Source organism: Streptomyces sp. NRRL F-4489 (assembly GCF_001509485.1).
Lineage (GTDB): Bacteria > Actinomycetota > Actinomycetes > Streptomycetales > Streptomycetaceae > Streptomyces.
The window spans coordinates 104826-120381 of the sequence record NZ_LLZI01000265.1 but is presented as its reverse complement, the minus strand read 5'-3'; the positions used below and the strand labels follow the sequence as shown (position 1 = coordinate 120381).

Sequence of the window (15556 nt, the reverse complement as noted above, 5' to 3'; positions counted from 1 at the left end):
CTCACACCCCTCACAGCCCCCCGCCGCCGCGCCCCGCATCCTCCGGCCCGTACGACGACGTAACGCTCACCGAGCCGCCCCCGCCCAGCCCCCGGGCCGGGCCCTGGCAGCCCTGGGCCGCCGCGATGCCCAGCGCCACCAGCAGCGTCACCACCACGAACACCACCACCCGCTGCCGCAGCAGCCGCCGGTCCGGGCCCGGCCGCCGGGCACCGGAGCCCGTACGCACCGGGCCGCGCGAACCGTTTCGCCCCGTGGGCCGGGACGCCGGGCCCCGGCCGCCCGCTCGCCCGCCGGTCCGCGGGTTCGCCCCCGACGCCGGGCCCTGCGGCCGCGCCGCGTCCCGCGCCGCCGGCGGCCGGGCCGGCCGGGGACGCGGCGCGGGCGTACCCGCCGCCCCCCGCTCGGTGCGCTGGCGCGCGTACTCCTCGGCCCGCTCCCCGGTCGGCCGGCCCCCCGGCCCGCGCTCGGCGCGCCCCCAGCCCCCGGAGCCGTCCTCCCACGCCCCGCCCGACAGGCCGTGCGCCTCCCGGGCCGCGATCTCCTTCAGCCGCAGCGACAGCGACAGCGTGCTCGGCCGGTCCGCCGGATCCTTGGCCAGGCACGCCGCGAGCAGCGGCGCCAGCGCGTCCGGCACCCCGGCCAGCTGCGCCTCCTCGTGGACGACGCGGTAGAGCATGACCTCCGAACTGCCCTGCCCGAACGGCGAGTCCGCGGTACAGGCGTACGCCAGCGTGGCGCCCAGCGAGAAGATGTCGGTGGCCGGCGTCACCGCCGCGCCGCGCACCTGCTCCGGCGCCAGGAAGCCGGGCGAGCCCACGGCCGTCCCGACGTGCGTCAGCGTGCTGGCGCCGGTCGCCCAGGCGATCCCGAAGTCGATGATCCGCGGCCCCTTGGGGGACAGCAGGATGTTGGACGGCTTCAGGTCCCGGTGCACCACACCCGCGTCGTGGACGGCCAGCAGCCCCTCGGACAGCGCGGCCCCGATGGCGGCCACCTGCGCGGGGGAGAGCGGGCCCTCCTCGTTCACCTTGTCGTGCAGCGACGGGCCGGGGACGTACTGGGTCGCGAACCACGGGCGGTCGGCGTCCAGATCGGCCGCCACCAGGCGCGCCGTGCAGCCGCCGCGGATCCGCCGGGCGGCCGAGACCTCGCGGGCGAACCGCGACCGGAACTCCTGATCCTCCGCCAGGTCCGGCCGGATCACCTTCAGCGCGACCCGCTGGCCGCGCTTGTCGGAGCCGAGATAGACCACGCCCATCCCGCCCGCGCCGAGCCGGCGGTGCAGCCGGAACGAGCCGACGACACGCGGGTCCTCGCGTCGGAGCCGCATCATCGCCATGTCCGTCCCCTGCCTGCGGTGGGGAGGCCCCACTCCGCTCAACCGTCTGACGTGGCACAGCTTACGGATTGCCGGCTCGCTGTGCTGAGAGGCCGCGCATGCGTCGGCAACCGGATTACCGGCGGCCGCCCCGATCCCCGCCGCACGGAGGCAAATCGCCCCGCCCACCGCACCGGATACCCGCACCGAACCCCAAAGATCCTGCCCCCAGCGGACTTTGACGCTGCGAAAGGTGCGGCCGCTCCGGCCCGGTGCCCCGCGCCCGCGACCGGGCCGCCGCCCGCAGGCTCCCGTCCGGTGGCGGAGCACCCCAAGTGATCGAAGTCACCGTTTCGGCACCTCGCACCGGATAACGCCCCGCCGCCCGCGTGCTCCGCCCCGTACGCGGTCCCCAGCACAGCCCCGCGCGCCCGCCCCGGACTCCGCGCGCCCCTGTCAGGGATCTCCCTGGGTTCGGAGCCCGCTCTCTCCACCCAGGGGAGTAGGCCGGGCCCCGCCCGTCATCCTCCCGGAGGCCGCAAGGCGGTACGACGGCATGACGCCCGACCGCCCCCGGTCCGCCTAGCCTTGAGGTCAAGCGGCGGGCGCAGCACTCGTCCCCCGAGGTCAGACGCCCGCCGCCCTGGACCACGACAGGAGCAGGGGCGATGGCGCGCAGCATGGAAAGGACGGCGTTCGGGGCGCGGGGCCGCAGGGCCACCGCGGCGCTCGGCCGCCGCCCCTCCGGCACCCGCCATCCCCTCATAGCGGTGGCCATGGCGGTGCCGCTGGCGTTCCTCCTGGCCGTGGTCTTCGGCGGCTGGGAGGCCGTCGTCACACAGGCGTCGTCCGTGGCCGGAATGCTGGGGCGCTGAGCGGGCGCCCCGGTCCCGGGAGAGCGGCCCGGGACGGGGGACCTCCGGCCGGAAACCCCGTGGGGACGGGGGTGCGGCGGACGGCACGAGTGGCCGGGCATCTGGGGAGATGCCCGGCCATCGGGCGTTTACGGGGAAGTGCCCGGCCATCGGGCTTTTACGGGAGGCGCCCGGCCGAAGTGCCCGGCCGCGCTCAGCAGTTGGCCGCGGGCACGGAAACGACCGAGGGCCGGAGCATCGGCTCCGGCCCTCGGCCTTGCGTGTGGACGATACTGGGATTGAACCAGTGACCTCTTCCGTGTCAGGGAAGCGCTCTCCCGCTGAGCTAATCGTCCTCGGGACCGCGGATCTCGCATGATCACCGCGGGCACTGCGTGCGCGATACTGGGATTGAACCAGTGACCTCTTCCGTGTCAGGGAAGCGCTCTCCCGCTGAGCTAATCGCGCTGGGACCCGGCTGCCCGGGTCAGTGGACGATACTGGGATTGAACCAGTGACCTCTTCCGTGTCAGGGAAGCGCTCTCCCGCTGAGCTAATCGTCCTTGGAGGTGGAGACGGGATTTGAACCCGTGTAGACGGCTTTGCAGGCCGTTGCCTCGCCTCTCGGCCACTCCACCAGGAGTGTGCGGGGGGCTCGGGATGATCCCCCACATCGAGCGGACGACGAGACTCGAACTCGCGACATCCACCTTGGCAAGGTGGTGCTCTACCAACTGAGCTACGTCCGCGGGCGGCTCTCCCGGACTGCTCCGGGAAGCTCCCTGGCCTCCGGGGCGCTTCCGCGTCCCGGCGACGTGTTGAACTCTAGCGGATTCCCGGGCCAGTACAAAAACGCGTTTGTGCAGCGTGCTGCGGTGCCCGCTCGGCCCGGGCGCCGGGCGGTGCCCCGCCATAGACTCACTGACGTGCACGATTTCGCTCCGATGGCCCGCTTCGGGGGCCTCATAGCCACCGACCTGCGGGATGTGACCAGTGATCCCGCGGCCCTGGATTCCGCGGGCTGGTGGGCGGTGACCGCCGATTTCGAGGGCGGTCTGGTGTGCGCCCGCTTCGGCGACGTACGCCCCGCGACCCCGGCGGACGGCCCGGGGCCCGGCGCCTGGCGCGGCCCCGCCCCGGGCGACTGGCGCAGCTCGCTGGACCGCGCCGCCTATACGGACGGCGTGCGCCGTATCCGGGCGCACATCGCGGCCGGCACGGTCTACCAGGTCAACCTCTGCCGGGTCCTGTCCGCGCCGCTGCCCGACCCCGGCCGCGCCGACGTGGCGGCCCTCTCCGCCGTACTGGCCCGCGGCAACCCCGCGCCTTATGCCGGAACGATTCGCCTGCCCGCGCACGGCGTCGAGATCGCCACCGCCTCACCGGAGCTGTTCCTGCGCCGGGACGGCCGCACCGTCGAGTCAGGCCCGATCAAGGGCACCGGGCGCACCGCCGCGGACCTCTCGGCGAAGGACCGGGCGGAGAACGTGATGATCGTGGACCTCGTACGCAACGACCTCGGCCGGGTCTGCGCCACCGGCTCGGTCACCGTCCCCGCGCTGTGCGCCGTCGAGGAGCACCCCGGCCTCGTCCACCTCGTCTCCACCGTGCGCGGTGAACTGGACGGGACCCACGAGGAGACTGCCTGGGCGGAGCTGCTCGGCGCCACCTTCCCGCCCGGCTCGGTCACCGGCGCCCCCAAGTCCAGCGCCCTGCGGATCATCGGGGAACTGGAGACCGCGCCGCGCGGCCCGTACTGCGGCGGCATCGGCTGGGTCGACGCCGACCGCCGCACCGGCTGGCTCAACGTCGGCATCCGCACCTTCTGGATCGACCGGACCGCCCCCGGCGGACCGGAGCTCCGCTTCGGTGCCGGGGCCGGGATCATCTGGGACTCCGACCCGGAGCGGGAGTGGGCGGAGACCGAGTTGAAGGCGCGCCGACTGCTCGCGGTAGCGTCCGGAGAGCACGAAGTGAGCGGAGGAACCAAGCGATGAAGATCTGGCTGGACGGGGCACTGCGGGACACCGAGGACGCCCGCGTCTCGGTCTTCGACCACGGCCTGACGGTCGGCGACGGGGTCTTCGAGACCGTCAAGGCCGACCGCGGACGGGCCTTCGCCCTCACCCGCCACCTGGAGCGGCTGGCCACCTCCGCGCGCGGCCTGGGCCTGCCCGAGCCCGACCTCGACGAGGTGCGGCGCGGCTGCGCGGCCGTCCTGGACGCCAACCCGATGGAGCTGGGCCGGCTGCGGATCACGTACACCGGCGGGGTCTCCCCGCTCGGCTCGGACCGCGGCGACGCCGGCCCCACCCTGGTCATCGCCGTCTCCGCGACCACCCGCCGCCCGGACACCACCGCCGCCGTCACCGTCCCCTGGACCCGCAACGAGCGCGGCGCGCTGGCCGGCCTGAAGACCACCTCGTACGGCGAGAACGTCGTCGCGCTGGCCCGCGCCCGCGAACAGGGCGCCTCCGAGGCGCTGTTCGCCAACACCGCCGGCGCGCTGTGCGAGGGCACCGGCTCCAACGTCTTCGTCGTCCTGGACGGGGAACTGCACACGCCGCCGCTGGCCTCCGGCTGCCTGGCCGGGATCACCCGCGCCCTGACCATCGCCTGGGCCGGCGCCAAGGAGACCGACCTGCCGCTGGCGGCCCTGGAGAGCGCCGAGGAGATCTTCCTGACCTCCACCCTGCGCGACGTCCAGGCCGTCACGCGGATCGACGGCCGCCAACTCCCGGACGCGCCGGGCCCGGTGACCGCCGAGGCGATGCGGATCTTCGAACGGGAAGCGGCCGCGGACTCCGACCCGCGCTGACGATGCGGACTTCGACCCGCGCTGGTGATGACGGGCCCGCGGCGGGCGAGTAGAAAGTCCTCGTGACCACTACGCTGCGCCCCGCGGGCCCCGAGGTACGCCACGCCGACGGCCGCCGGTCCCGCCCCTACGACATCTGCGTCAACAGCCGCCGGGTCGGCGGGATCCAGCTGGCCACGGACGCCCGCTTCGGGCCCGCCGCGGGCCGGATCGAGGCCCTGGCGGTGGACGCGCCCGACCGGCACCGCGGCCGCGCCACGGTCGCCGCGCTGGCCGCCGAGGAGGTGCTGCGCGGCTGGGGCTGCCGGCAGATCGAACTGACCGTGCCGGCGGACGCGGAGGCCGCGGTACGGCTCGCGGCGGCCCTGGGCTACACCGAACGCAGCCGCGTCCTGGCCCGGGCCCTGACCCGCCCCGGGCCCCTCCCCGACGGCAGCGCCGACCGGCCGATGGCCGCGGAGGCGTACCCGGCCTGGCGGGACGCCGCGATCGCCGAGCACATCCGGCGGGAGACCGCCCAGGGGATGCCCCGGGAACGCGCCGAGTGGTCCTGCCCGGCGAAGCACGACGCGCTGCTGCCCGATGGCGCGGCCACCCCGGGACACGTCCTGCGGGTGCTCGCCCACGAGGGCGCCGACGTCGGCACCCTCTGGCTCGCCCTGCGGCTCCCGGGGCAGCCCGGCGGCTACGCCATGGATGTGCGGGTGGCGCCCGAGTACCGGGGCGCGGGGCACGGCCGGAGCCTGATGCTGGTCGCGGAGCGCGAGACCCTGGCCGCGGGCCGCGCCTCCCTGGCGCTCAACGTCTCTCCGGACAACGCCCCGGCGCTCGGCCTGTACCGCTCGCTGGGCTACCAAATCAGCGCGTACCGGCTGTGGAAGCCGATCCTGTGACCGCCGGCTGACGTCCGGGACCGGGCGCGGACGGACCGGCGCGCGGGGCGGTACGGGGACGCGGGGTGCGGGGCCGTCAGCCCGCCGTGGAGCCGTCGCCGGCCAGCAGCCGGTCGGTGATCTCCTCGATCCGGGCCCGCAGGCCCTCCTGGCTCTTGCCGCCGTCCAGCCGCTCGCCGCCGATCACATACGTCGGGGTGCCGGTCACCCCGATCGCCTTGCCCTCGGCCTCGTCCGCGTCCACCGCCAGCAGGTGCCGCCCGTCGATCAGCGCGGTGTCGATCTCCTCGGCGTCCAGCCCCAGCTTCCCGGCGACGTCCAGCAGCACCTTCTCGCCGCCCTTGCCCAGCTCCTCGGCGCGGGCCAGCACGGCTTCGGCGTACGGCCAGCCCTGCCCCTGCCCGGCGGCCTCCTCGGCGGCCTGGGCGGCCGCGTAGGCGTGCTTGTGCTTGGCCAGCGGGAAGTGCCGCAGCCGGATCTCCAGCCGGTCGCCGTAGCGCTCGCGCAGCGCCCGGACGTCCGTCAGGGCGGTGGCGCAGTCGGAACACTGCAGATCGCACCACACGTCGAGGACGGGGCGGGCGGGACCGGTGGGGCCGGGGGCGGCGGATGCGTTCATGGGGCCAAGTCTTCCAGCCCGCCGTACCGGGGACGAACCCGGACCTGGGGAGGAGGGCGACCCGGAGATCTCCCTGATGTCGCGGCCGGAGCGTGGTCCGGCGGGGCCGGAGCGGGCAGGATGGAGGAGGAGAGCGCGACGGCCGCTCGTTCCCTTCGACCGGCAGGAGGACCGGATGCTGACCTCGACAGTCTGTGCCGCGGTGTCGGCAGCGGGCCTGGGCATCGCCGCGCTGACCGCCTACCGCAAGCGCTTCCTGGCCGCGACGCGGATCGCCGCCTTCGCGCTGATCCCGGTCGGGCTGGTGATGACCGGCGTGGTCGACTGGGTGACGAGCATCGTCTTCAAGCCCACCGTCTGGGCCGGCTTCGGGGTGCTGGCGCTCTCCGCGCTGCTGTTCGCCATCGGCCGGTTCGCGGAGCGCCGCCGCGGGATATCCGGCCGCCGGGAGCGCCGGGCCGCGTCGGGCCCGGGGACGCAGGCGGTGGCCCCGGCCGCCTCCGCGCCGTCCCTCGGCGCCGGCCGGAAGGCCCCGAAGAGCACGCCGGCCCCGGGTGCGGAGGTTGCCCCCAAGGATGACTTCTCGGACATCGAAGCGATCCTGAAAAAGCACGGGATCTGATGAACTCCCGCTGCTGAGAGGCGTATTGCGTCCTCCGGGACGATCATCCGCGCGATGATGCGCGCGAGATGAACGATGAGTGCGCCCTCGCCCAGGACGACGCCCCGTCCCCCGAACCGCGCGGCTGCCTGTTCGCGCTGTCCCAGCCGCCCCTGATGCTCTTCCTGACCATCATCGGCCTGCTGCTCCTCCTAGGCGCGGTACACGACCTCTACATCCTGTGACCGCCGCCGGCGCGGCCCCTGCCGCCCGCCGGCCGGTCAGCCCGCGGCCTCCCGCCGCCGGGCGCGGTACGCCGCGACGTGCAGCCGGTTCCCGCAGGTCCGGCTGTCGCAGTAGCGCCGCGAGCGGTTGCGGGAGAGGTCCACGAAGGCGTACCGGCAGTCCGGCGCCTCGCAGCGCCGCAGCCGCTCGCGCTCCCCGGCGACGAGCAGGAAGGCCAGCGCCATCCCGCCGTCGGCGGCCAGGTGGTCGGCCACCGAGGCGCCGGGCGCGAAGTAGTGGACGTGCCAGTCGTAGCCGTCGTGGTCGGTGAGCTGCGGAGTGGTGCCCGCCGAGGCGACCAGCGCGTTCAGCCGCGCGGCCGCGGTGCGGTCGTCGCCGGCCGCGAAGATCTCGGCGAACCGCGCGCGCAGGGCCCGGACGGCCGCGAGGTCGCCCGGCCCGAGGTCGCCGACGCCGCTGATCTCGTTGCGCCGGACGAAGTCCGCCAGGGCCGCGAGGTCGGTCAGGGTGTCCGGGGCGCCCGGGGCCTCGCCCTCGGGCGCGCTGTTCAGCAGGTCGACGACCGAGTCCAGCGCGCACCGGGTGTCATGGGTGATCATCACGGTTCCGCTCCCTGGCCGGGTCGGGGCCGGCCGCGGCCGCCCCGGAGTCGTTGGCGCATGGTCGCCGACTCTAAGGGGTGTCCGCAAATTCCCGCCCGCCGTCCGGCGCCCGGCCCGCCTTCCGGGCGGACGGCGGGACTTCGCGGACACCCCATGGCGCCTGGGACACGCCTCGGCGCCGCCTCCGCGATGGGTCCGCGGCGGCGGCGCCGGAGCGTGCCGTGTGAACTTGTCGGTCCTGCGCCGTCTCCCCGAGTCGGACGGTCGCAAGTGTGAGCGGGTTGATGCGGTGGGTGTGCGTACTGCGTCTCAGCTCTCCGCCAGGATGTGGGACAGCTCGGTGTCGAGATCGAAGTGCCGGTGCTCCGTACCGGGCGGTACGGCGGCATCCGTCCGCTTCAGGAACGATTCCAGTGCCCGCGCCGGGGCTTCCAGGAGGGCTTCCCCCTCCGGGGAGCTCAGGGCGATGCAGACCACGCCCTGCCCATGGCTCCGGGACGGCCAGACGCGGACGTCTCCGGTGCCCGTGGGCCGGTGCAGACCCTCGGCGAGGAGGTCGCGGGCGAAGACCCACTCAACCGTTTCCTCGGCTCCGGTGTGGAAGGTGGCATGCACGGCGTAGGGATCGGCCGTGTCATACCGCAGGCCCGCGGGTACAGGCAGTGAGGACTCGCTCGACACAACGAGGCGCAGGTGCAGCTCGCAGCTGACCGTGGTGTTCATAAGCGCCAGGGCCTTTCGCTCAGTGTGCGCTCGGGGATTCGCACGTCGGCGAAATCGACATGCCACCTACGGTGCCGTTGTAAACCCCTCTGACGGTTTTGGGTGGCTTCAGGTACCTCTTACGGCGGATTGCGAGATCGTCCCCGGCGGTATTCCGGCCAACGGGATCCATCCGCTGCGCGGTCGCTATGAATACGCAGAGTAAGGGAGGTGGGAGGGGTTGGCGGTGATCTCCGTGCGCTCGGCGTGCCGGGCCGGGACGCCGAGCGCACGGTGCGCGGGGGCCGCGGACGCGGAGATCGTTCGGGCCCGGCCGTTCGTGCCGGGGCGGAGGCGCGGAATCCGGTCGCGGGATCCGGCCCGGGTCCCGCCGCCGTGGTCGGGAGCGCCTCCGACGTGCGGTAATGTTGGCGGTGCGCCCGGGCGATTAGCTCAGTGGGAGAGCGCTTCGTTCACACCGAAGAGGTCACTGGTTCGAACCCAGTATCGCCCACCCCGGACGGCGGCCCGGAGACCCAAGTCTCCGGGCCGCCGCGTTTGTTGGGGCATGTCCCGGCCCGCCGCGGCGCACACTGGGATCATGCCCGCCCCGACCGGCCGCACGGGCCGCCTGCACCGCTACCGCTTCCGCAGCGTCTGGCTCCTGCCCGCCCCGCCCGCCGTCGTCTACGCCGTACTGGAGCGGGGCGAGGCGTATCCGTGCTGGTGGCCGCAGGTGCGCGAGGTCACCCCGCTCGATGATCGCAGCGGTGCCGCGCGGTTCCGCTCCGTCCTGCCGTACGAGCTGGCCGTGGTGGCGACCGAGACCCGGCGGGACCCGGGGGCCGGGGTGCTGGAGACCGCGCTGCGCGGCGATCTGGAGGGCTGGGCGCGCTGGACGGTGCGGCCGGGGGCCGGCGGCACCCGGGCCGTCTTCGAGCAGGACGTGGAACTGTGCAAGCCCGCGCTGCGGCGGTGGGCGCTGCCCGCGCGGCCGCTGTTCCGGCTCAATCACGCGCTGATGATGCGGGCCGGGCGGCGCGGGCTGGCGGCCTGGCTGGCCCGCGGCTGACGGCGGCCGGGACAGGAATTTGATGGAAGGGCCCGGCGGCCTGTATCGTTCACGTCGTTCGCGGGGGAAACCCCGCCGGAACCCGGGCGATTAGCTCAGTGGGAGAGCGCTTCGTTCACACCGAAGAGGTCACTGGTTCGAACCCAGTATCGCCCACCGGGATCACGGACCGGGCCGCTGAAAAGGCGGCCCGGTCCTTTTCGTTGGCGGTGCGGGGGAGTTGGGGGCCGCAAGGGCACGGGGCGTGGAAAGGGAATTTCGTTTCCTTTTCCGGGGTGGCGGCCTGGAAAGCGCCGGCGGAATGCCGGACGGGGGATACCGCGGGGAATCAGGCGGCGGCGGGGAGTTCCGGCCGCAGCGGCCAGTGCGGGTCGACGGGCTCGGGGGTGCCGCTGCGGGCGAACCACGCCTGGAGCCCGCGCGCCTGGGCCGCGTACCAGACCGCCTGGCGGGTGTGGAGTTCGGCCGGCCGCAGGCCCGCCAGCCGGTCGGCGAAGCGGTGGCCCAGCTCCCGCACCACCCGCAGCGCGGCCAGCGCGTCGGCGGCCGCCTCGTGCGCGTCGGCCAGCTCGACCTCGTAGTGCGCGCACAGGTCCGTCAGGGTGCGGCGGCCCTTGCGGTAGCGGTCCAGGTGCTTGTCCAGGACGCGCGGGTCGAGGACGTGCAGCGGGCCGGCGGCCAGATACGCGTCCAGCGAGCGGGCGCGGTGGCGCTTCAACTCGCGGTCCAGCAGCGTGAGATCGAACGGCGCGTTCATCACCACCAGCGGGCGGCCGGCCACCGCCTGGGCCGCCAGGGCGCGCGCCACCTCCTCCATCACCGGCGCCGGCCAGCGGCCGTGCAGCGCGAGGTGCTCGGCGGTCAGACCGTGCACCGCGGTCGCCGCCTCCGGTATCTCCACCCCGGGATTGACCAGCCAGCGGGTGACCCTGGGGGCGGCGCGCGGGGTCTCCTGGACCACCAGCGCGGCGGAGACGATGCGGTCCCGCTCGACGTCGACGCCCGTCGTCTCGGTGTCGAAGGCGGCCAGCGGACCCTCATACCAGCGCGGCATCCCAACTCCTCGCGGTCGTACGGAGGATGACGGCACGCGTCACCCGAGCTGGTGATACCCGACCCGGGGACGGCTCGAACCGCCCTTGTTTGCGGGGGACTTGACGGGGAGACAACCACAGGGACGGGCCGGTGCAGCGCCCGGTCCGGCGGCCGCGTCCACCGCCCCCCGTCGCCCGGACGCATCGATCGGCACGGCCCGGAAGGCACCGCGATGACGCTCGCGCAGCCCGAACCGGGCGGGCTGCCCCCGGCGCACCGCGGCCGTCCCCAGCCCGCCGCCACCCCGCAGCGCGGCGGACTGGCCACCACCGCCTGCATGGAGACCCTCCAGGTCGGCTATCTGCACGCGGTGGCCGCCGCCTCCGGCTGCTCGCTGGCCCAGCCCTTCCCGGACAACGGCATCGACTGGCACCTCAGCCACGCCGCGCCCGGCCACACCGTCGACGACGAGGTGACCATCAAGGTGCAGCTCAAGTGCACGTACCAGACCGCCCCGCGGCCGCCCGGCCCGACCTTCGGCTTCACCCTCGACAACGACCACCTGGTGAAGCTCGCCCGTACGCCGGTGGCGGTGCACAAGATCCTCGTGGTGATGCTCGTCCCGAGGGACCCCGACGACTGGCTGCGGGCCGGCCCCGACCGCCTCGAACTCCGGCACTGCTGCTACTGGATCAACCTCGCCGGCCACCCGGTGACCGGCCGGCGCAGGACCACCGTGCGGATCCCGACCACGCGGATCTTCGACGACCGGGCGCTGCGCGCCATCATGGCGCGGGTCGGCGCCGGAGGGAGACCCTGATGGACCGGCCGACCGACGACTACGGCACCCGGCCGCCGGACCCCGCCCGGCTCGACCCGGCGGTGCTCGGCGCCCTGCTGGCCCGGCACGGCTGGCGCCGGCGCGGCGGCGCGGCCGGCCGGTACGCCCGCTGGACCCCGCCCGACGGCGCGGCCGGCACCAGCCTGCTGGTGCCGCACGACCGCCGCTTCCCCGACAGTGCCGAGCTGCTGGCCGAGGCGGTGGCGGCGCTGGAGCGCAGCGGTACGCCCTCGGCCCGCGAGGTGCTGGTGGCGCTCGCGGTGCCCAGCGACGAGGTCCGCCTGGAGCGCGAGGTGCCCGAGGGCGGCCCCGGCGGCGCGCGCTGGGACGCCCAGGAGCAGCTGCGCGCGGCGGCCCGGGCGCTGCTGACCGCCGGGGCGCTGGGCCGCTGCGCGCGGGCCGGCTACTACGGCGCCCGCTACCAGCGGCGGGCCGAGGCGTTCCTGGGGCAGGTGCTGGTCGGGCCGGCGCCGTCCGGGCGGCACCTGGCCGCGTTCGTCCCCGTAGCGGCCGGGCGCCCGGTGGCCGCCGGGCTCCAGCGGGCGCTGCACGCGGCCCGGGACGCCACCGACTACCAGCGCGCCACCGGCGGGCTGGACGCGTTCGACGCGGCCGTCGGGCTCGGCGTCTGCCACGAGCTGGCGCAGGCGCTGATCGCGCTGGTGCGCGGCGCGGAGAGCGTGCGGATCTCCCTGGCCTGGGCGCCCGCGGCCGGCCCGCCGCCCGGCTGCGCCGCCCGCCCCGAACCGGTCGCCTTCTCGCCCGGCGACCTGCCCGCGCTCCAGCAGGCCGCGCGGCGCTACGTCCGGGCCGAGCCGTCGCTGCCGGTCCGGGTCACCGGCACCGTCGTACGGCTGCGCCGGGAGCGGCCGGACGGGCCCGGGGTGGTGCGGCTGCGGGTGCTCGCCGGGGCCGATGTGGGGCAGGTCCGGGTCGCGCTGGGGGACGGGGACTACCGCACGGCCGGCCAGGCGCATCTGGCCGGGCTGCCGGTGCGGGTCAGCGGCCGGCTGGAGAGCCGGGGCGGCTTCCGGCGGATCACCGGCGCCCGGGACGTCGCGCCCGTCGCGGCCGATCCGGCCGACCGGGACCGGCTGCTGAAGGCCCTGTGGGACGGCTCGGGGGAGGCGGGGGAGGGCGGATTCGGGGACGGCGGGCACGGCTGCGGCACCGCGCCGCCGGACGTCTGAGCGGGAGCCGGGAACGCGTTTCGCGGTGCGGTCCCGCGGCTCGGTACGATTCGGGGGCGCAGCAAACGCTGCCGCGAGGAAGACATGAGTCAGGAGAGACCGGTGTCAGACGTCCGTGTGACCGTCCAACGCGATTCCGAGCGGGAAGAACGCGTGGTGACCACGGGCACTACGGCCGCCGACCTCTTCCAGGGGGAGCGCAGCGTCGTGGCCGCGAAGGTGGCCGGCGAACTGAAGGACCTCGCCTACGAGCTGGCCGACGGCGACGAGGTCGAGCCCGTCGAGATCACCTCCGAGGACGGCCTGAACATCCTGCGCCACTCCGCCGCGCACGTCATGGCGCAGGCGGTCCAGGAGCTCTTCCCGGAGGCCAAGCTCGGCATCGGCCCGCCGATCAAGGACGGCTTCTACTACGACTTCGACGTCGAGAAGCCCTTCCACCCCGACGATCTCAAGCGCATCGAGAAGAAGATGCAGGAGATCCAGAAGCGCGGCCAGAAGTTCGCCCGCCGCCCGGTGACCGACGAGGAGGCCCGCGCCGAGCTGGCCGGCGAGCCGTACAAGCTCGAACTGATCGGCCTCAAGGGCTCCGCCGCGGACGCCGCCGAGGGCGCCTCCGCCGAGGTCGGCGCCGGCGAGCTGACGATCTACGACAACCTCGACGCCAAGACCGGCGAGCTGTGCTGGAAGGACCTCTGCCGCGGCCCGCACCTGCCCAGCACCCGGCACATCCCGGTCTTCAAGCTGATGCGGTCGGCCGCCGCGTACTGGCGCGGCAGCGAGAAGAACCCCCAGCTCCAGCGGATCTACGGCACCGCCTGGCCGACCAAGGACGAGCTGAAGGCGTACCTGGACTTCCTCGCCGAGGCCGAGAAGCGCGACCACCGCAAGCTCGGCGCCGAGCTGGACCTCTTCTCCGTCCCCGAGCAGATCGGCTCCGGCCTGGCCGTCTTCCACCCCAAGGGCGGTGTGGTCCGCCGCGTGATGGAGGACTACTCGCGCCGCCGCCACGAGGAGGAGGGCTACGAGTTCGTCTACACCCCGCACGCGACGAAGGGGAAGCTCTTCGAGACCTCGGGCCACCTGGACTGGTACGCCGACGGCATGTACCCGCCCATGCAGCTCGACGAGGGCGTGGACTACTACCTCAAGCCCATGAACTGCCCGATGCACAACCTGATCTTCGACGCGCGCGGCCGCTCGTACCGCGAACTGCCGCTGCGCCTCTTCGAGTTCGGGACGGTGTACCGGTACGAGAAGTCGGGTGTGGTGCACGGCCTGACCCGCGCCCGCGGCTTCACGCAGGACGACGCGCACATCTACTGCACCCGCGAGCAGATGGCCGACGAGCTCGACAAGACGCTCACCTTCGTGCTCAATCTGCTGCGCGACTACGGTCTGGACGACTTCTACCTGGAGCTGTCCACCAAGGACGAGACCAAGTTCGTCGGCTCGGACGAGGTGTGGGAGGAGGCCACCGAGACGCTGCGCCAGGTCGCGGACAAGCAGGGCCTCCCGCTCGTCCCGGACCCGGGCGGCGCGGCCTTCTACGGCCCGAAGATCTCCGTCCAGACCAAGGACGCGATCGGCCGCACCTGGCAGATGTCGACGATCCAGCTCGACTTCAACCTCCCGGAGCGCTTCGACCTCGAATACACCGCGGCGGACGGCAGCAAGCAGCGGCCGGTCATGATCCACCGCGCGCTGTTCGGGTCGATCGAGCGGTTCTTCGCGGTGCTGCTGGAGCACTACGCGGGCGCCTTCCCGGCGTGGCTGGCGCCGGTGCAGGCCACCTGCATCCCGATCGGCGACGCGCACGTGGAGTACCTCCAGGACTTCGCGGCGGACGCGAAGAAGAAGGGCCTGCGGGTGGAGGTCGACGCCTCCTCGGACCGCATGCAGAAGAAGATCCGCAACGCCCAGAAGTCCAAGGTGCCGTTCATGATCATCGTCGGGGACGACGACATGAACGCGGGCACGGTGTCGTTCCGCTACCGCGACGGTTCGCAGGAGAACGGCATCCCGCGCGACCAGGCCATCGCGAAGCTGGTCGATGTGGTGGAGCGCCGGGTCCAGGTCTGACACGGACGGTGTGCGAGGGGCGGTCCCGCCGGGGCCGCCCCTCGCCGCTTCACCGTCCGGGCCGGGAGAATATGCTTCGGACCATGACGAGTGAGCCGGAACAGCAGATCGGAGTCGGGACGCAGGACGCCTTCCAGCGCCTGTGGACGCCCCACCGGATGGCGTACATCCAGGGGGAGAACAAGCCGAGCGGCCCGGGGGCCGGCGACGGCTGTCCGTTCTGCGCCATTCCCGCGAAATCGGACGTGGACGGTCTGGTGATCGCCCGCGGCAGGCACGTCTACGCGGTGCTGAATCTTTACCCGTACAACGGCGGGCACCTCATGGTGGTGCCGTTCCGGCACGTCGCGGACTACACCGAGCTGGACGCGTCGGAGACCGCGGAGCTGGCCGACTTCACCAAGCGGGCGATGGTGGCGCTGCGCACGGCGTCCGGGGCGCACGGCTTCAACATCGGGATGAACCAGGGCGCGGTCGCCGGGGCCGGTATCGCCGCCCACCTCCACCAGCACGTCGTGCCCCGCTGGGGCGGCGACACCAACTTCATGCCGGTGGTCGGGCACACCAAGGTGCTGCCCCAACTCCTCGCCGACACCCGGGCGATGCTCGCCTCCGCCTGGCCCGAGTGAGGATGCGGCGCGCCGGGTGAACGGGGCGACACGCACCCGGATGAATCGGAT

At 73.9% G+C, this 15556-nt stretch carries 16 protein-coding genes and 7 tRNA genes; 13 read left to right on the top strand and 10 right to left on the bottom strand.

The annotated features are described in order from the left end of the window. Nucleotides 1–10: 10 nt before the first annotated feature. Nucleotides 11–1342 (bottom strand): serine/threonine-protein kinase, encoded by a 1332-nt coding sequence (locus tag ADL22_RS28320; protein ID WP_066985907.1) that lies wholly within the window; start codon nt 1340–1342, stop codon nt 11–13. A 647-nt stretch (nt 1343–1989) separates the two neighbouring features. Here ADL22_RS28320 and ADL22_RS28315 point away from each other — a divergent pair. Further along, entirely contained in the window at nt 1990–2196 is a 207-nt protein-coding gene (locus tag ADL22_RS28315; RefSeq protein ID WP_066985903.1) for a hypothetical protein, read from the top strand. Between the two features lie 263 nt (nt 2197–2459). Here ADL22_RS28315 and ADL22_RS28310 read toward each other — a convergent pair. The 5 genes from ADL22_RS28310 to ADL22_RS28290 all read right to left on the bottom strand — a co-directional run bounded on the left by ADL22_RS28310 (nt 2460) and on the right by ADL22_RS28290 (nt 2924). Next, nucleotides 2460–2531 (bottom strand) — tRNA-Val (locus ADL22_RS28310). 40 nt (nt 2532–2571) lie between these two features. Next, a tRNA-Val gene (locus ADL22_RS28305) sits at nt 2572–2643 on the bottom strand. Between the two features lie 23 nt (nt 2644–2666). Next, nucleotides 2667–2738: transfer RNA gene (locus tag ADL22_RS28300), tRNA-Val, on the bottom strand. Nucleotide 2739: 1 nt separating this feature from the next. Then, a tRNA-Cys gene (locus tag ADL22_RS28295) sits at nt 2740–2813 on the bottom strand. Between the two features lie 38 nt (nt 2814–2851). Continuing rightward, nucleotides 2852–2924, bottom strand: a tRNA-Gly gene (locus ADL22_RS28290). A 177-nt stretch (nt 2925–3101) separates the two neighbouring features. On the opposite strand from ADL22_RS28290, the gene ADL22_RS28285 reads away from it, so the two are divergent. The 3 genes from ADL22_RS28285 (at nt 3102) to ADL22_RS28275 (ending at nt 5886) form a co-directional block, all read left to right on the top strand. Further along, the gene (locus tag ADL22_RS28285) at nt 3102–4172 is read left to right on the top strand and encodes a chorismate-binding protein (protein ID WP_159048735.1); all 1071 of its coding nucleotides are present in this window, start codon (nt 3102–3104) and stop codon (nt 4170–4172) included. Further along, nucleotides 4169–4993: an aminotransferase class IV gene (locus tag ADL22_RS28280; RefSeq protein WP_066985897.1), complete on the top strand. Its 825-nt coding sequence runs from the start codon at nt 4169–4171 to the stop codon at nt 4991–4993. The genes ADL22_RS28285 and ADL22_RS28280 overlap by 4 nt, the downstream gene beginning before the upstream one ends. A 62-nt stretch (nt 4994–5055) precedes the next feature. After that, complete coding sequence (locus ADL22_RS28275; protein WP_066985894.1) at nt 5056–5886, top strand: GNAT family N-acetyltransferase; 831 nt, start codon at nt 5056–5058, stop codon at nt 5884–5886. A 76-nt stretch (nt 5887–5962) separates the two neighbouring features. Here the strand turns inward: ADL22_RS28275 and ADL22_RS28270 are convergent, their stop codons facing one another. Then, the gene (locus ADL22_RS28270) at nt 5963–6505 is read right to left on the bottom strand and encodes a DsbA family protein (protein ID WP_066985891.1); all 543 of its coding nucleotides are present in this window, start codon (nt 6503–6505) and stop codon (nt 5963–5965) included. Between the two features lie 175 nt (nt 6506–6680). On the opposite strand from ADL22_RS28270, the gene ADL22_RS28265 reads away from it, so the two are divergent. Together ADL22_RS28265 and ADL22_RS35850 are read left to right on the top strand one after the other, a co-directional pair. Then, nucleotides 6681–7127 (top strand): hypothetical protein, encoded by a 447-nt coding sequence (locus tag ADL22_RS28265; protein ID WP_066985888.1) that lies wholly within the window; start codon nt 6681–6683, stop codon nt 7125–7127. Between the two features lie 68 nt (nt 7128–7195). Continuing rightward, nucleotides 7196–7351 (top strand): hypothetical protein, encoded by a 156-nt coding sequence (locus ADL22_RS35850; RefSeq protein ID WP_199836394.1) that lies wholly within the window; start codon nt 7196–7198, stop codon nt 7349–7351. A gap of 36 nt (nt 7352–7387) precedes the next feature. Here the strand turns inward: ADL22_RS35850 and ADL22_RS28260 are convergent, their stop codons facing one another. Further along, complete coding sequence (locus ADL22_RS28260; RefSeq protein ID WP_066985882.1) at nt 7388–7954, bottom strand: CGNR zinc finger domain-containing protein; 567 nt, start codon at nt 7952–7954, stop codon at nt 7388–7390. 309 nt (nt 7955–8263) lie between these two features. Beyond that, nucleotides 8264–8677, bottom strand: a complete 414-nt coding sequence (locus tag ADL22_RS28255) for an SsgA family sporulation/cell division regulator (RefSeq protein WP_003959770.1) — start codon at nt 8675–8677, stop codon at nt 8264–8266. Nucleotides 8678–9098: 421 nt separating this feature from the next. Here ADL22_RS28255 and ADL22_RS28250 point away from each other — a divergent pair. The 3 genes from ADL22_RS28250 to ADL22_RS28240 all read left to right on the top strand — a co-directional run bounded on the left by ADL22_RS28250 (nt 9099) and on the right by ADL22_RS28240 (nt 9884). Continuing rightward, nucleotides 9099–9170, top strand: a tRNA-Val gene (locus ADL22_RS28250). A gap of 87 nt (nt 9171–9257) precedes the next feature. Next, the gene (locus ADL22_RS28245) at nt 9258–9728 is read left to right on the top strand and encodes an SRPBCC family protein (RefSeq protein WP_066985927.1); all 471 of its coding nucleotides are present in this window, start codon (nt 9258–9260) and stop codon (nt 9726–9728) included. An 84-nt stretch (nt 9729–9812) separates the two neighbouring features. Then, nucleotides 9813–9884: transfer RNA gene (locus ADL22_RS28240), tRNA-Val, on the top strand. Between the two features lie 172 nt (nt 9885–10056). Here ADL22_RS28240 and ADL22_RS28235 read toward each other — a convergent pair. Then, entirely contained in the window at nt 10057–10782 is a 726-nt protein-coding gene (locus ADL22_RS28235; protein ID WP_066985879.1) for an exonuclease domain-containing protein, read from the bottom strand. Between the two features lie 213 nt (nt 10783–10995). On the opposite strand from ADL22_RS28235, the gene ADL22_RS28230 reads away from it, so the two are divergent. From ADL22_RS28230 to ADL22_RS28215, 4 genes are all read left to right on the top strand, one after another. After that, complete coding sequence (locus tag ADL22_RS28230; protein WP_066985877.1) at nt 10996–11583, top strand: DUF4365 domain-containing protein; 588 nt, start codon at nt 10996–10998, stop codon at nt 11581–11583. After that, entirely contained in the window at nt 11583–12794 is a 1212-nt protein-coding gene (locus tag ADL22_RS28225; protein ID WP_066985874.1) for a hypothetical protein, read from the top strand. Before ADL22_RS28230 ends, ADL22_RS28225 begins: the two co-directional genes overlap by 1 nt. A gap of 102 nt (nt 12795–12896) precedes the next feature. Next, on the top strand, nt 12897–14876 hold the full coding sequence (thrS, locus tag ADL22_RS28220; RefSeq protein WP_066985871.1) for a threonine--tRNA ligase: 1980 nt from the start codon (nt 12897–12899) through the stop codon (nt 14874–14876). Between the two features lie 71 nt (nt 14877–14947). Beyond that, nucleotides 14948–15505 carry an HIT family protein gene (locus tag ADL22_RS28215; RefSeq protein ID WP_066985869.1) on the top strand — a complete coding sequence of 186 codons (558 nt, stop codon included), beginning with the start codon at nt 14948–14950 and terminating at the stop codon, nt 15503–15505. Nucleotides 15506–15556: the final 51 nt, after the last annotated feature.

Coding starts and splice junctions, on each gene's coding strand:
- ADL22_RS28320 (WP_066985907.1), bottom strand. CDS start 1,342: ATGGCGATGATGCGGCTCCGACGCGAGGACCCGCGTGTCGTCGGCTCG.
- ADL22_RS28315 (WP_066985903.1), top strand. CDS start 1,990: ATGGCGCGCAGCATGGAAAGGACGGCGTTCGGGGCGCGGGGCCGCAGG.
- ADL22_RS28280 (WP_066985897.1), top strand. CDS start 4,169: ATGAAGATCTGGCTGGACGGGGCACTGCGGGACACCGAGGACGCCCGC.
- ADL22_RS28270 (WP_066985891.1), bottom strand. CDS start 6,505: ATGAACGCATCCGCCGCCCCCGGCCCCACCGGTCCCGCCCGCCCCGTC.
- ADL22_RS28265 (WP_066985888.1), top strand. CDS start 6,681: ATGCTGACCTCGACAGTCTGTGCCGCGGTGTCGGCAGCGGGCCTGGGC.
- ADL22_RS35850 (WP_199836394.1), top strand. CDS start 7,196: ATGAACGATGAGTGCGCCCTCGCCCAGGACGACGCCCCGTCCCCCGAA.
- ADL22_RS28255 (WP_003959770.1), bottom strand. CDS start 8,677: ATGAACACCACGGTCAGCTGCGAGCTGCACCTGCGCCTCGTTGTGTCG.
- ADL22_RS28245 (WP_066985927.1), top strand. CDS start 9,258: ATGCCCGCCCCGACCGGCCGCACGGGCCGCCTGCACCGCTACCGCTTC.
- ADL22_RS28235 (WP_066985879.1), bottom strand. CDS start 10,782: ATGCCGCGCTGGTATGAGGGTCCGCTGGCCGCCTTCGACACCGAGACG.
- ADL22_RS28230 (WP_066985877.1), top strand. CDS start 10,996: ATGACGCTCGCGCAGCCCGAACCGGGCGGGCTGCCCCCGGCGCACCGC.
- ADL22_RS28225 (WP_066985874.1), top strand. CDS start 11,583: ATGGACCGGCCGACCGACGACTACGGCACCCGGCCGCCGGACCCCGCC.
- ADL22_RS28215 (WP_066985869.1), top strand. CDS start 14,948: ATGCTTCGGACCATGACGAGTGAGCCGGAACAGCAGATCGGAGTCGGG.